The 14805-nt window shown below is 42.7% G+C and carries 15 protein-coding genes; 4 read left to right on the top strand and 11 right to left on the bottom strand.

All coding sequences use genetic code 11. The features are described from left to right. Positions 1–162 precede the first annotated feature (162 nt). From A6K76_RS02455 to A6K76_RS02440, 4 genes are read right to left on the bottom strand one after another with little or no spacing between them, the layout of a single operon-like run. The gene (locus A6K76_RS02455) at positions 163–1494 is read right to left on the bottom strand and encodes a right-handed parallel beta-helix repeat-containing protein (RefSeq protein WP_066461739.1); all 1332 of its coding nucleotides are present in this window, start codon (positions 1492–1494) and stop codon (positions 163–165) included. 10 nt (positions 1495–1504) lie between these two features. Continuing rightward, positions 1505–2881, bottom strand: coding sequence for a sensor histidine kinase (locus A6K76_RS02450; protein ID WP_066461738.1), 1377 nt, complete (start codon positions 2879–2881; stop codon positions 1505–1507). Beyond that, the gene (locus A6K76_RS02445) at positions 2878–3564 is read right to left on the bottom strand and encodes a response regulator transcription factor (protein WP_211271727.1); all 687 of its coding nucleotides are present in this window, start codon (positions 3562–3564) and stop codon (positions 2878–2880) included. The genes A6K76_RS02450 and A6K76_RS02445 overlap by 4 nt, the downstream gene beginning before the upstream one ends. 4 nt (positions 3565–3568) lie before the next feature. After that, entirely contained in the window at positions 3569–4408 is an 840-nt protein-coding gene (locus A6K76_RS02440; protein WP_083995211.1) for a YncE family protein, read from the bottom strand. Positions 4409–4583: 175 nt separating this feature from the next. Between A6K76_RS02440 and A6K76_RS02435 the strand changes: the two genes are divergently transcribed. Both A6K76_RS02435 and A6K76_RS02430 read left to right on the top strand, forming a co-directional pair. After that, positions 4584–4970: an EamA family transporter gene (locus A6K76_RS02435; RefSeq protein WP_083995209.1), complete on the top strand. Its 387-nt coding sequence runs from the start codon at positions 4584–4586 to the stop codon at positions 4968–4970. A gap of 105 nt (positions 4971–5075) precedes the next feature. Next, the gene (locus A6K76_RS02430; RefSeq protein ID WP_066461726.1) at positions 5076–5648 is read left to right on the top strand and encodes a hypothetical protein; all 573 of its coding nucleotides are present in this window, start codon (positions 5076–5078) and stop codon (positions 5646–5648) included. A gap of 106 nt (positions 5649–5754) precedes the next feature. Here A6K76_RS02430 and A6K76_RS02425 read toward each other — a convergent pair whose 3' ends face one another. From A6K76_RS02425 to A6K76_RS02405, 5 genes are all read right to left on the bottom strand, one after another. After that, on the bottom strand, positions 5755–6951 hold the full coding sequence (locus A6K76_RS02425; RefSeq protein WP_066461724.1) for a class I SAM-dependent rRNA methyltransferase: 1197 nt from the start codon (positions 6949–6951) through the stop codon (positions 5755–5757). 543 nt (positions 6952–7494) lie between these two features. Then, the gene (locus A6K76_RS02420; RefSeq protein ID WP_066461722.1) at positions 7495–9627 is read right to left on the bottom strand and encodes a hypothetical protein; all 2133 of its coding nucleotides are present in this window, start codon (positions 9625–9627) and stop codon (positions 7495–7497) included. Next, a complete protein-coding gene (locus A6K76_RS02415; protein ID WP_245671943.1) occupies positions 9624–10082 on the bottom strand; it encodes a GNAT family N-acetyltransferase in 459 nt (152 codons plus the stop codon). The genes A6K76_RS02420 and A6K76_RS02415 overlap by 4 nt, the downstream gene beginning before the upstream one ends. Positions 10083–10096: 14 nt before the next feature. Beyond that, positions 10097–10615, bottom strand: coding sequence for a hypothetical protein (locus tag A6K76_RS02410; protein WP_066461718.1), 519 nt, complete (start codon positions 10613–10615; stop codon positions 10097–10099). Further along, positions 10608–11858, bottom strand: a complete 1251-nt coding sequence (locus tag A6K76_RS02405; protein ID WP_066461716.1) for an AAA family ATPase — start codon at positions 11856–11858, stop codon at positions 10608–10610. The genes A6K76_RS02410 and A6K76_RS02405 overlap by 8 nt, the downstream gene beginning before the upstream one ends. Positions 11859–11948: 90 nt before the next feature. Between A6K76_RS02405 and A6K76_RS02400 the strand changes: the two genes are divergently transcribed. Continuing rightward, entirely contained in the window at positions 11949–12182 is a 234-nt protein-coding gene (locus tag A6K76_RS02400; RefSeq protein WP_066461715.1) for a hypothetical protein, read from the top strand. A 69-nt stretch (positions 12183–12251) separates the two neighbouring features. Here A6K76_RS02400 and A6K76_RS02395 read toward each other — a convergent pair whose 3' ends face one another. Beyond that, entirely contained in the window at positions 12252–12767 is a 516-nt protein-coding gene (locus tag A6K76_RS02395; RefSeq protein ID WP_066461714.1) for a GNAT family N-acetyltransferase, read from the bottom strand. 118 nt (positions 12768–12885) lie between these two features. Continuing rightward, positions 12886–13797: a DMT family transporter gene (locus A6K76_RS02390; RefSeq protein WP_169817975.1), complete on the bottom strand. Its 912-nt coding sequence runs from the start codon at positions 13795–13797 to the stop codon at positions 12886–12888. A 138-nt stretch (positions 13798–13935) separates the two neighbouring features. Between A6K76_RS02390 and A6K76_RS02385 the strand changes: the two genes are divergently transcribed. Then, the gene (locus A6K76_RS02385; protein ID WP_066461712.1) at positions 13936–14796 is read left to right on the top strand and encodes a lecithin retinol acyltransferase family protein; all 861 of its coding nucleotides are present in this window, start codon (positions 13936–13938) and stop codon (positions 14794–14796) included. The last annotated feature ends 9 nt before the right edge of the window (positions 14797–14805 follow it).

The following is a 14805-nucleotide window of genomic DNA, read 5'->3' as shown; positions in this document are numbered from 1 at the left end:
AACACACCGTTCTACCCTGGCTTCTACGTAGGGTTTGCTGCAATATATTGCACATGTAGCACACGTCCGTCTCCGCATTAATTTCGCGCGGCTCGTACGTTTTTTCTCCACATGCCGCTAACACAAGCACCGATAATAAACTAATCATGAATAACCATTTCTTCACATAAACCATCTCCTAATCGTCCAAAATAAGCCAGCAAGCGTCGTAAGCAATGTGCCAAACAATACCCATTGTGGCTGCCACGTAAGCGCAACTTCATTTTGTATAATTTGTGGGTGTTCATCAATAATGAGTGACTTCGCGTTGCCTGTTACCGCCGTTTCAATTGTATTTAATACCGTTACAGCAGGCGAGCCCATGTAATATTGATACACTGGCTTTTGCACCATCCATTGCCCAAACGCGTTCGATGCGATATACGGTGTGTCTCCGTATCCATCCTCATCAAAATCATAGCCGCTAAAATCATCATAGCTATTTTTACGTAAGGCGAAACTTTCCGCATCTGCGCGCGCTGTTAAAATGTTCGCATAAAACATGTTGCTATGTACGTCGGCTGTTCCTGATTTTTTAAGCTGTAGCACTGTACCGTTCGTCGAGAAAACGTTGTCAGAAATGACGGTGTTGCGCGCATTTTGCAAATCAAATGCCATCGTATTTTCACGCACCGTATTGTTTTTAAACGCAACGTCCTCGACATCATACAAATACGTACCGATGCTGTTTAAATCGTTATGCTGCTCGATCATATTTTCGCGTAACTGTACGTCCTTTGCAATCATAATCATGAGCCCGGTCATATTGTTCGTAATTGTGTTGTTCGAAAACGAAATGTAATCGCTATACATGACGTGAAAGCCGTAGCGGTTGCCACTAACAACATTATCATGTGCCGTTAAATGCTGAACGCGCTCGACGTAAATCGCATCGAGCATATTTTGAATGCTCATGTTTGTTAACGTCGCTTTATTCACATCAAACAGCGCGACCGCATTTTCCTTTTTCGCAAAATGCCCTTCCATGCCGATAATGTCCAGATTGTTTAACGAAACATTTTGACTTTTATTAATATGAATCGCTGCTGGACTGCTTGCAATCGTGACGTTTTCAAGCGTTAAATTGTTTATTTTAGATGCGTACAGCGCGAGCACATTTGCTTCTAAATGCAAGTTGCGCAGCGTGACGTTTTCTGTATTTTCAATCGTAAATACGACGTTTAGCGACTTAACCGCCGTGTCGTCTGTTCCTTCAATCGTAATCGGCCTCGTAATGCTCATGCTGCCGCGATACGTGCGATCCTCTAGCTTCAACACACCGTTTGCTGGCGTCGCGTCAATGAGCTCCTGCAACTCCGATTTTTCGTTCGGATCGCGTTCAATCGGCGTAAATTCTTCGGTCGTATGATGATCCTCATGGTCGTTTGCTGCGTACGTGTGCATCGGCAGCACAAACGACAGCAACACGACGATCATCGCTATGTACGTTCTCACGTATACCCCTCTATTCATCATAGTTTTGTAGCGTAATATGCACGCTCGTTCCTTCACCTTGCTTGCTTGCGATGTGCAGCGTGCCTTCATGCGCATCGACAATTTGCTTGACGATTGCTAAGCCGAGCCCTGTACCACCGTCTGCTGTGCTGCGTGCATTGTTCACGCGATAAAAGCGCTCCGTAATGTGCGGCACATGCTCTGGCGCAATGCCAATCCCTTCATCTGCAATCGTTAACGTGCCCGCCGTTTTTGCGATGCTCGTTTCCACTGTAATCGTGCGCCCGCATTCCGTATAACGAATCGCATTTTCCAATAAATTAATGCACACTTGCTCCAATAAAAATGCATCGCCGCGCACAATCCAGTCTTCGTCGATGTGCAGCGTGACAATCAGCTTTTTTTGCTCAAGCTTTAGCGACAATACGTCGACTGCTTGACGCAACACTTCCGCCATAATGACCGGCTCGTGCTCAATTGTACGCGTTTGCTGTGCTGTTAGTTGAAGCAGCTCGGACGTTAGCTTTTGCATGCGCTTCGTTTCACTTCGAATAATGCTCCACACGTGCTGCTCGTCCTGTACAATCCCTTTTTCAATCCCTTCTGCGTAACCAGCGATGTAGCTTAGTGGCGTGCGCAGCTCATGTGACACAGTCGCTAAAAATTCCCGTTGGCGCTCGTCCTCTTGTTCAATTGCGTGTGCCATGTCGTTGAACGCCTGTCCGAGCGCCCCGATTTCGTCCTTTGAAACGAGTGTGACGCGCGTATCGTAACGACCGTCCTTCATTTTTTGAACCGCTTGTCGCAACGCAATAATCGGTGCGACCATTTTTCGAATGACGATGTAGCTTATAATAGCGGCAAGAAGCATAAACAACACCGCGCCGACGATTGTAATGGACAGCCCTTTTTGCGCAACGACGGCAATGTCTTCAATCGGGTAATATTGATAAATGATGCCCTCTAAACGCTGGTTGTCAACGAGTGGATGCACGACCGATAAGACGCGCTTATCAAACATTTCCTCGTAGCCGACGTTAACGACGACTTCACCTGCAATTAACTGTTGGCGCTCATTCGGACCAATAATCGATCCGTGATCCATTTCAAACGGCAAGCACGCACTTAAATCTTTCGGGTCGCGCACCGCAAATACATCGTAGTTTAAAAACTGGCTATGGTGCTGCACAAGCTCAATTAATTCATCGGACACGTCACCACCTGTATAGAGCGACTGCAATTCCGTGCCGACTTCGCGCATATTGTCCTCAATGTCATGTACGTATAACTGCTCGTACAAAAAGTTCGCAAAAATGAACATAAACATGAGTGCAATAACTAAAAACAATAAATTTAAGCTGAAAATTTTCGTGAAGATGCTTTTCATGCGTTCGCTTCGTAGCGGTATCCGATACCCCACACCGTCTTAATATGCTCGCCAACACCGTTACACCCTTTGTTTAATTTAATGCGCAGCGTTTTAATATGCGTATCGACTGTGCGACCGCTTCCGCTATGATCAATTCCCCACACTGTATGTAATAGCTCATCACGTGAAAATACGTGTTGCTGATGCGTTAAAAATGTCGCAAGCAGCTCAAATTCCTTTAATGTTAAGTTAACGAGCTCATTTTTCACCCACACTTGTCGACTCGCCTTATCTAGCACAATATGCTCGGTCACAATTTTTGTGCTCGACTGAAGCGGGTGCTTGCCTCGACGCAACACGATACGAATGCGTGCAATGAGCTCCGATGCGTCAAACGGCTTGACGATATAATCTTCCGCTCCGATTGTAAGACCTTTTAACTTATCGCGTTTTGCATCGAGCGCCGTTAAAAAAATAATCGGCACGTCATAGCGCGGCGCAATATGCTCGGCAAACGTGAAGCCGTCCATAAATGGCATCATGACGTCGAGCAATAGTAAGTCAACTTTTTGCTGTGTCAGCACTTGCTCCGCCTCATGTGCTGAGCTCGCTGTCAGTACGTGATACCCTTCGCTTTTTAAAAATATGCTAATCAATTGCTGCATTTGTACTTCATCATCGACAACTAATATCGTTTCCATTATGTCACTCCCTTATTACAAGCTGAAACGGTCCTTCGCCTGTGTCATACGCACGCACTTGCTCCCCATCCACGACGTATAGTGTATGATCGTCATAGCCAGCTGTGACAATCGCATCGTTAAAATACGCAACGCTAAACGGATTCGCGCCAATTTCAAGCGTGTCAATCGCCTTACCATCTTTCGTGAAGCGGTGCAATGTGTTAGAGCCGTGGCTAATGACGCTAATTTCATCGTCGTGCTGTGCGAGCGCAACTGGCATTTGTGGCGCCTGCAACGTTTGCTTTATACTACCTGTTTTACGGTCAATGACGAGCACTTGATCGTTGCTCGTATGGTCGCCGTGTCCACCAATCCAAAGTGTATTCGTCTCCTCATTTACAACAATGCCATTTGACGAACGTGGAATTTGCCATTGCGCGACTTCGTGAAACGTCTTTGCTTCAATAACCGACAAATAATCCGATTTAAAATTCAGTACGTACAGCGTGTCATCCGCATACGCCATCGATAACGGATAATTACCAACGACGACGTCTCGCAGCTGCTCACCGCTAAACGAAAAAGCACTCACCGTATTTTGCTCTTTATTTGCAACGTACAGCTCATCGTCGCCCGCAATGACGTTCGTCACACCAACGCCCGTCTCAAGCTTCGTTTGTAGTTCGCCTGTTGATACATGATAAAGCGCCACAAACGGCACACCCATACCATACAATGCAATCGTATCATTATCGACTAATGTCGCTCCACTATATGCTTCATCAAATGCCCACGTCGCAACTGCATGTAAGTCGTCGTTAAAAAAAGTCATCGATGGCTCTAATTGATTGACTGTCGCCACAAACGAAACATCCTCTCGTATGCTTGTGTACGTCTCTGCCCCACAACTAGCAAGGAGCAATGTGCTAGCTGCAAGCAATAGCCCTATTCTCATGCACGCTCACCTACTCTTTCTCCTCCATCATAAAACACAATTGTGAAATAAAGATGAAGTTCTTTTGTTTATTTTTTGACAAATGGCGACTGCTCAACGTACGTCAAAAACTTTCGTGCTGCCAGTGACAATGCCCGTTCTTCTCGCATGCCGATGCCGATTGTGCGATGCACGGGTATGGCAAGTTTTTTCGCTGTCGATGCAAGATGTACCGTTTTTGTTTATTCTCGGCATCATCAACACAGCACTTGGCTTTTCGTTATTTTTCGTAGGGTTGGAACATTTAAGCGGACAACGCAGCGCCATGCTTAGCTACACCGATCCACTATCAGCTATCATCATTTCCGCTGTCATATTAAACGAACCGATGAGAGAGCTTCAACTATTCGGTCGATTGCTGTTACTAGGAGCAACGGCAGCGAGCGAAATAACATGGAGACGTGATGTTCAACGTCAAACGACTAATTAAATGAATTTTTTGACAAAAAAATATGCTAAAAGCAAAAAATTGTTTATCCACACCCTTTTATTGGTATATAATGGAGCTATATTATAAATAAGGGGTTGTAGCTGCTTGTTCACGAAAGATATTATTTACACCGCTGTCGCAAAGGAGCATATCGCATTGTTCGATCGTTATTGGGACAAATATATCAATATGCTACCACCGCTTCCGACACTGTTGCACGATACAGCAGATCAAAAATTAGCAGTGTTAAATGCATGGCTCGGCTTTTCATCCTTACTTCCTCATAAAGTGTTAAAAAGCGAAAAATCGTTTACGCATTCTTTTACGTTTCAACTCATTCAAATATTATATAGCGCGCTACCAGAAGATCATATTATTATACAAAACCGCCAAGCATACGAAGTGCATTTTTTGTTCGCCTATTATACAATGCTTGAAATATTACAGGAGCTCGGACAACCGCTAGAGCATAACGAGCAATTTACAAACCTCAATATTCGTGACGGCTACTATCGTTTAAATGACGATGACTTAGCAACGGATTCGTACTTTTATTTGCTGATGAAGCAATACAACACGATTATGTTTTACCCAAAATCGGAAATACGCTTACGTACGAACGCATTAAAACGCGCAACAGAAGCATTATTTGCTCATGCTAATTTATTCGAAAACTAACTAAAAAAGTATTCGAAGCAACAGTGCCGCCTCGAATGCTTTTTCAATTGTAATTTGTTACGCTCATACAAAAACGGCTAGCACATAATCGCGCTAGCCGTTTTCATTATTTCGTAATACGTAAAAAGACAACCTTTAAGTAGTTAAATTCTGGGCAATTATTTGGCACCGCAAAATCTGCTGGCAGCTTATGCTCTTCTAAAATGCTGTAGCGCACGTCCGCTGCTGTACATGCTTTCTCGATAAACGTCTTAAACTTCTTCATGTTGAAGCTTGCGTTGTTCGTCGATGCAATGATGACACCGCCGTCATTCGTAATCGCAATCGCATCTTGAAGTAACTTCGGATAGTCCTTTGCCGTACTAAACGTCATTTTCTTCGTGCGCGCAAAGCTCGGTGGATCCAGCACAACGAGGTCAAACTTCAGCCCTTTACGCACCGCATAGCTAAAGTAATCAAAAACGTTCATCAATTTAATGTCTTGTGACTCGTAGTCGATGCCATTTACCGCAAACTGCTCAATCGTTTTTGGTAAGCTGCGTTTTGCTAAATCTACGCTCGTCGTCCCCGCTGCACCGCCTAAAGCTGCCGCAACCGAAAACGCCCCCGTATAAGAAAACGTATTTAATACCGTCTTACCGTCTGAGTAATTGTCACGCAATGATTTACGCACGTTACGCTGATCTAAAAAAATGCCCGTCATCGCGCCGTCGTTTAAATCGACCGCATAATGCATGCCGTTTTCCATAACGATTAATGGGAACTCACCCTTTTCGCCCGATACGTAATCATCTTTTTCAATGTATTGCCCGTTCGTTTCAAAACGCAGCTTCTCGTAAACGCCGCGTGTATTTACCGCCGCCTTTAATGCATTGTAAATATCTTCGCGGAACGAATAAATGCCTGCGCTATACCAGCTCACCATGTAAAAACCGTTAAAGAAATCGATCGTTAACCCGCCGATGCCATCTCCTTCACCGTTAAACACGCGAAACGCTGTCGTATCGTCCGACGTGAAAAATGCTGCACGCTTTTCTGCCGCTTCACGAATTTTTTTCACGAAAAACGCTTCGTTAATTTGCTCGCGCTCTTTACGTGTTAAAATCCAGCCGATCCCTTTATTTTGCGTGCCGTAATAGCCCGTACCGATATAGCCGCCTGCTTTGTCGACTAAGCGCAGTAAGCTGCCTTCCTCGATGTCGCCTGCTGGTAATGTAATCGCGTCCTTTAAAAGTAACGGATTCCCGTTTGTCATTTGCTTAATTGCCTCTGATTGTACTTGTACTTCTACTAACTGTCTCATTCCGTCATCCTAACTGTATGTTGATTAGTACATTATGCCATAAATTGAACGAATAAGCGATGCAATTACTTCGACAGCTGCAAATCTATGAATATATGGCTCTTCACCATAACTTCGAGTTGCTTTCCACGTCGAGGCAGGCTTTCCTAGGGCGTGGGGCGATCTTGTAGTCTCTTGCTCACGCTTTTCCCGCTGGAGTCCGCCTCTTGTTTCAAGCAATCGGTATGTATCAATCCTAGCTTGCAGTGACAATCAAATATATTCATATATGTATATATTAAATCCTTTAAACTGGCAGTACACGTATGACGGCTCGCGTTCCTGGGGCGTGGCGAGAACCTGTAGTCTCTTGCTCACGCTGTTGCCGCACGTGCACTGCCATTAAGATGTCGTATTCATTTCAATTTTGTCATTGAAAACAGATTCCATTTTCTAAAATTGGCTAATCAACATATGTGGTTGATTTGTACATGATGCCATAAATCGCGGGAAGAAGCGAATTTCAGCAGTATACGAATATATGCATATATGAAAAAGAAATCGTTAGAGCGAAAAAACGACATAAATTTTCACGTCATGCGAATCTCGTTGACGCTCAGAACTCGCGTATGCTTCGTACGGAATTTGTTGATGTAGAGCGTACGCAATATGAATCGCATTATCACCTGAAATAACACCGACTTTGTAGCCATCTTCTCGGACGATATTAATTTTTACATATTCGCAATCGTAATATGTTTTCTCTGTTTCCCATTGCAATAAAAATGGCTCTCCTGGAACGATTTCATCTCTTGCTAAATATTTCCGATAATTTATATCAGATATGTCTGCTGGCGATGATACAAAATTCCACATTCCTTGTTCTAACATTATGTCGTTATGCGCACATGCTTCTTCAAATGCTATATATTCTGCAGTCGTTGGTGGCTTCCAATCAGATGATACATAATAACGACGTTCACTAATAGACTCCTGAAAAAAAAGATGCTTCTTTTCCTCGATCGTCGGTGGAGACAACAATGCCTCACGATTAGAAATTTGATAATGCACATGCTCTTTGCCGTACTTTGAAGACGATTTCGTTTTAATACCATATAACATTTGTCCTTGTGCATATGCTTCTTCAATCATTTCACTTCCCATTTTATTGAGCTTCATCATGTTGTCCGTTGCAAGTTTCACTTTTTCAAGTCGAATCCCATTTTCAGTTACAAAATATAGTTCACCATCTATCAGCGCAATTACGATGCGTCCTGATGAAGCAAGAAAATCGAAATAGTCTACTTTTTCGCCTTTAAATAGCGAACAAAATGTATAAACAAATGGCTCCTTCGCCTTCGCTTGTAGCTTGCTCATATAATGTTCATATGCCATATCTAGCTGAGCTTGCACATCTGCAAAAACCTGTTGGCGGCGCTCCTCATTACGGACAGATTGGATATATACAGTCGGATATGTTGTATCAAATGATTTTCGTCCTCTTGGTAAAACGTAGGCAACTAATCGTTGTCCTGCGATTAATCGTTTCACAACAGTTGAATTGTATTGTTTATATCCACCACATGAAAATAAGCAAGGTAAGGCATTAGATGGATTCGTTTCGAAAAACTGCTGCAAATCAACGTTACTGTTAATCTCAATTTCCGAACCGACGTCTGCTTTCATCGACCATTCTTCAATGAGCCATTCCTCATACGGTGTTGTTTCTACTAGCTGTTGGCATGATGCTTCATACGCTGTAATCGTTTTTTTTATATTTTGCTGACGACGTATTTCCTCTTGCTCCATTGCCTTTATACGTGCCGCTTCCTGCTTTCGATTATTTTCCTCCTGTTGCTCCTTTAATTGTTGCGCACGTTCTTTCTCCTGTTGCCGACGCGCTGCTTCCTCTTGTTTCTCCTGCTCTCGTTGCGCTATTTGTTGTTGACGTGCTTCCATACATTCAACTCGTTTTACGACCAACATTTGCTTCACCCGCTCATAAAACGGCTTGCTCGTCAATATAGAAATTGCCTCATCAATGTCCTCCTGCGATGTCGACATGTACAACGCATATTGTCCATATGTAGGCACTTTAATATCTTCCGCATTTTCGAAAATAGCATGCATAGCACTTAACGCTGTATGAACGAGCAAATCCTCAACCGTTTCATAAGCAAGCACATTTACATGCTCTAAAAGCTGTATGAACTCGTGCTCCTGTAGCTCCTGCGCATATCGGCTTGCTAATCGAATAGTCAATACGCGACGATCGTCTTCAGTTAGCTGACGATTAAAAATATATTCAAACATCGGCTCTCGGTAAGCGAAATGATTCATACGATACGTTTTCCCATTAAACGTAACATCTTGCTTCGTAAATGTAATCGTCTTTTTATTTACGAGCAATTCATAAATTTCCCCATTTTTCGCCAATCGATATACACTTAAATGATCGACCGTATTTAATAAATGTAATAAGTGATGTGGCAATATAGTCGGCGTATACACGTGCTTAAAATGTTGTACGTGCTCCATATGCTTCGGTGCTTTACCTGTATACGTCACGTAACGCACATGTAAACTCGGTAACATTACGTAAAAATCATGCGCTGCTTGCACGAAAAACTTGTCTTTCTCCCTTGTAATTTTTTGAAACGAACTGTTTAATAACGTTTTTATCACATAGCGCTTCATAGTTGCTTCTCCATCGTCACCGCCGACACCGCATCTCCGTTCGTATTGTAAATGACTTCTTCGTCAATAATGACGTAGCCAAGTCGCTCATACAATGCGATGTTAGCGATCTCGGACTTACGAACTTTGCACTGCATGTTGTCGCGCCCGTTGTCCTTCGTAAACTGCTCGCAATACGCAATTAAACTTTTCGCTATGCCGCGCCCTTGCTTGTTCGGCAACACCGATAAACGCGAAAAATAGCCGAATGCATCGGTCAACTTACACTTGACGATGCCGACTAATGCGCCTTCCTCGTATGCCCCAAAAATATGTATACCTTTTGCTAGCTCCTGCTCGAACGTCTCGATCGTTTCCTCTAACGCACTCGACGGCTGAGCATCTGTTTTGTAACGCGCAAACGCAGCGTGCATGACGGCGAGCGCTTCGGTTACGTTTGTAATAGGTTGAATCATTCGTTTTCTCTCCATTATTTTCGTCTTCTCGGTTTTGGAACATTTGGAACATCTTTAGGCGCTGGTTCATAAGCACGCAACAGTTCATCTCCAGTTAAAATCTTCACCGTTTTTCCTGTAGCCGCGTAATAGTCAGCGACATTTTTAATCGTCGTGTCACCAATTGCTAAACCTTGTGCCGCGTAACTTGGCCATTCCTTCGCAAGCGTCATCAAGCCTTCTTCCGTCCATAATACAGACTGATCGACAAATGCTGCCCACGGTGTTTGATTTTGAGCCGTTAACTTTAAAATTGCTGCAAATTTTTGTGCAACCTCAAATCGATTTCCCGCTGCCTGCGCAATATGATTTCCTGTTTCGATAATGGTTGCTAACGGTAACACGAGTGTACATTTATCTTGAATTGCCTGCTGAATCTCTTTTTCAACGCGCTCATACGTCCATACATCATGTAGCGGGCCACATGTTTCTTTCCCTGGCACTTGTAAATGACAACATAAAATTGACGTATCAATAACAATGATTTTACTCATCTTGTGCTGCCTCCTCAGCTAATGCCTCTTCAATTTTGCCTTCACTTGACAATTTCCCAATTTTTCCGTACGCCATAAGCTTCGGCAACGATTCAATATCCTCCAATAAAGTTAACTTGCTTTCACCTGTCATTTGATCACGATGCGCAACGACAATAAATGGCACCATTTCTGGACCTAACTCATCCAATAAAGCAGGGTTATGCGTCGTCACGAGTACATCGATTTGGCGTTCAGTCGAAATATTACGAATCATATTTAATAGAAGCTTTGATCGTGATGGATGCAACCCATTATCAACTTCCTCAATAATAATTTGCGTACCAGATGGACGAGTGAGCAATGCGGTTAAAATACCTAATAAGCGTAACGTACCGTCCGACATACCACGCGCATCCATTTTAATTTCTTCATTGCCCCAATCTTCCTTACAGTAAAGCATCGCATCCCTTTCAAACTCGCCTACTGGTTTTGTATACACTTCTGTAATATCTCGCTCAGGTAACTGCTTTGCATATTTTAATAAAATACTTTCTACACGTTTTTTCTCGTCTGTTGGTAATGCTGCTAAAACACCCGCAATATTTGAAGCATCGTTGTTTAGCACTTTCGAAAACGCTGTATAGTTACGCATTAAACTAGGAATCGGATCTAATATGAAAATTCCTTGTAGCGCCTTACAAACGATATCAACACCTTTGGAAACGTCCTTTTGAATGGATAAATTGTAAAGCTGACTTAAAATCGAATGTGACTTTTTGCATTCACGCTTTGTTCCACCGCGCCCATTATATAATTTTGCAATAATACTTGGGCTATCCTCGCTCGTATTATCTGCACTAATTAAATTGACTGTATATGGATTTTTTGGTGTATTGCTACGTTCACGTATTCTTACTAACGATTCAGACTTTAGCTGTACATATGGACGTACTGAAACCGTAATATTATATAAATAATCGGTCTTTTCATCTTCGCCTTGTACTAAAGCACCTAGTGTAAACTCATCATGAGAAGATAAAGCTGCCCATTCGATTCCACCTCGTATCCCTTTTAATGTCGGGTCTCCCATTAATGACGATTGCAAATCCTTGCCTGTTGAAATGCGACTTAAAAATTCCAATCCGTCTAAAGCGTTAGACTTGCCACTTGCATTCGTTCCAATTAATACAGTTAATGGATCAATATATAATACACTTTCGTCAAAACTTTTCCATTTTGAAAAATGAATCTCTTTCAACATGCAAAAATCACTCCCTCACATTTCTCTACATATATTTTACATCAATTGTATGAATACGTATAATGATTAAAATAGAGGTGGAGGGGTTACATGCAGTTACGCGAATTCAATGCTTTTCTAAATAAGCTAGACGATGTCGGTATTTTTTATACGTTAACGAAAGTGCGCCCTGAAGCGGTAATGGTTGCTGTCGTCGTGCCAGGGCAGCGATGGGAAATCGAATTTTTAGACGATGGCACAGTGGATATCGAGAAATTCATTAGCGATCCGCACATGTACGATGCACGTGAGCTTCACACACTATTTGAAGAGTTTTCGGAATAACGAAAGGAGACTACAAAAATGAAGTCTCCTTTTTCAAATTCATATAAAAATGTAAAGTCACAACTACTTTTATAAATCTTTCTTCATAATGTAATCAAGCTGCTCCTCATTGCCAAATACGAACTTATGCGTACCAATTTTGACGAAGCCGTGCTTTTCATAAAATTGCAGCGCGTGTTCGTTTTTCTCCCACACGCCGAGCCACACATACTCCTTGCCGCGCTCGTTGGCAATGCGAATCGCCTCGTTCATTAAATATGTCCCTATCCCTTTGCCTTGAAAATCGATCGACACATAAATGCGCTCAATTTCGAGGGAATGCTCGTCAAACACATCCGTTTGCGCAAGTTCCTCATTTAGCTTCAAATAACCTGCTAGCACATCATCGGCGTACACAAAATAAAATGACGAATCGGCATTGCTCAGCTCTGTGCGTACTTTGTCGATGCTAAATGCTTTATGTACATACGCGTCCATATCCTCTTTCGTATTCAAATGAGCAAACGTATGAACAAATGTGCGCTCCGCAAAATCCCGAACGGTTTCAGCGTCGAGCAGCGTACACGGTTTACATAACAGCTTCATTATACCACGCTCCTTTTACATCATTTTCCTGAATAATGATTATATTCTATCAATTGCACGTAAAATCCTTCAAAATAAAAAGCAGCTAGCGTAAAAAATATACTAGCTGCCACGCTGTTTATAATTTCACGAGCATGACGCCGACAAGCATGACCACGAGTGCGCACACTTTTTGCCATGTCATGCGCTTTTTTGTCGCGCCGAGTAAGCCGAAATGCTCGATGATCGCGCTGCTTAGTAGCTGCCCAAATAGCGCGAAAACGATTACTTGCCCTGCGCCAATTTCAGGTACGGCAAATGCCATGCCGAACACGTAAAACGCACCGAGCAAGCCACCTGTCCACATCCATACGTAACGCGGACCTGCCTGCAATGCGACGCGCACATTCGCAAACGGTGCTTTCGTCACAAATACAAGGACGATTAGTAGCAGCGTGCCGACTAAAAATGAAATCGTCGCCGCCGTCACAGCCGAGCTTAGTATGCTTCCTAAATGTCCGTTCACCGTTGCCTGCACCGCACTCATCATGCCCGCTACAACACCGACTACTTTCCAAATAAATGGCGCGTCACTTTTTGCCTTCATTGCCGCAAACGCTAAATCGGTTACGACGATAACACCGCAAACGACGAGCAGCAGTCCAATTGCTTTGGAAGCGGTCATTTCGCTCACCGGTGCATAAATCCAGCCGAACTGGTCGATGAGCGCACCCATGACGAGCTGCCCTAAAATCGGTAGTACGGCCGTTTGCACCCCACCGATTTTTTTAAATAGCACGATGTTGACCGTTAAAAACGTCAGCCCGAGCAGTCCGCCTGCAAACGTCCAAAGCGGCAGTTGCACGAGCGCGCTCGGCGACAATAACCCGAGCTCCCCGCGCCACGCTGTTAATACGAGCAACGCAACCGTCCCAATCGCAAACGATAAAAGTGACGTTAAAAATGGCGACTGCACGAACGATCGCAGCCGTGCATTCACCGCCGATTGGAGCGATACCGCCACACCAAATAAAACCGTTAAAATTGCCACACGCAACCCTTCTTCTCGTTAAGATAGTTGTATTTTAGCATTGTTTTATGAAAAACGGGAAAAATTATAAATACATAAAATTCCCTTTTCTATTATTTTGAATTATTATATATATTGATAATGAATCGAGGTGTTGTCATGTTAACCGCTACAAATCAACAACAACTAAACGAATATATGAAAAATGGATTTTTTGAGTTAGAACAGTTTGGTGTCGACATTACAGAAAATCTGGTCATTCATTTAAATGGACGACATTTTGAAATTGATGCTACAAGTGAATTACTTATAGATGGCGCAGAAATTATTTTCAAAGGGAACGGTGCAAATTTTACAACGATTAAATTTATTAATTGTGAGCAAGATACTAGTCGTTTTGGAGATACTGAAGTAGATGTTTTTGAAGAGACGATGATGATTTCTTTTGAAGATGTATTTATTAACGCTGACCGTACACTTGAAATCCGTTTTATCGATGATGAGTGTTTAAGTAACTGGAAAAATATCGGTTTGAACACAGCGCATGTTTTAATTGCAAATGAAGATCAAATTCACGATGAATTTATGGAATGGTTTAATAGTTATGATGTAGAAGGAAAGCTTTTACCCGGTGACCATGTCATTGTTAATCGGGGTTATTACACACATCACGGCATTTACATTGGTAACAATAAATTGATTCACTATTCCGGTGAACCCGGAACAAGCGGCACAATTTGTGAAGTTTCACTAAAAAACTTTGTGAAAAATAATGTATTTTGGGTTGCTCCTCACCAACAATCTTTTACATCTACAGAAATTATAGAACGAGCAAAATCACGACTAGGTGAAGGTGACTACAACTTGATTTTTAACAATTGTGAGCATTTTTGTAATTGGTGTTGTACAGGTGATGCAAAATCCAGCCAAGTAAAAGCTGTTCGAATTTTTGGTATACATGGGCTGTGGATTGCTCAAATATACAATAGACAAGGTGCACAAACATATGGTTTAGAATAATACATTTAG

It is taken from the genome of Caryophanon latum (assembly GCF_001700325.1).
In the GTDB taxonomy this organism is placed as follows: domain Bacteria; phylum Bacillota; class Bacilli; order Bacillales_A; family Planococcaceae; genus Caryophanon; species Caryophanon latum.
This window is presented reverse-complemented; position numbering and strand designations above follow the sequence as displayed.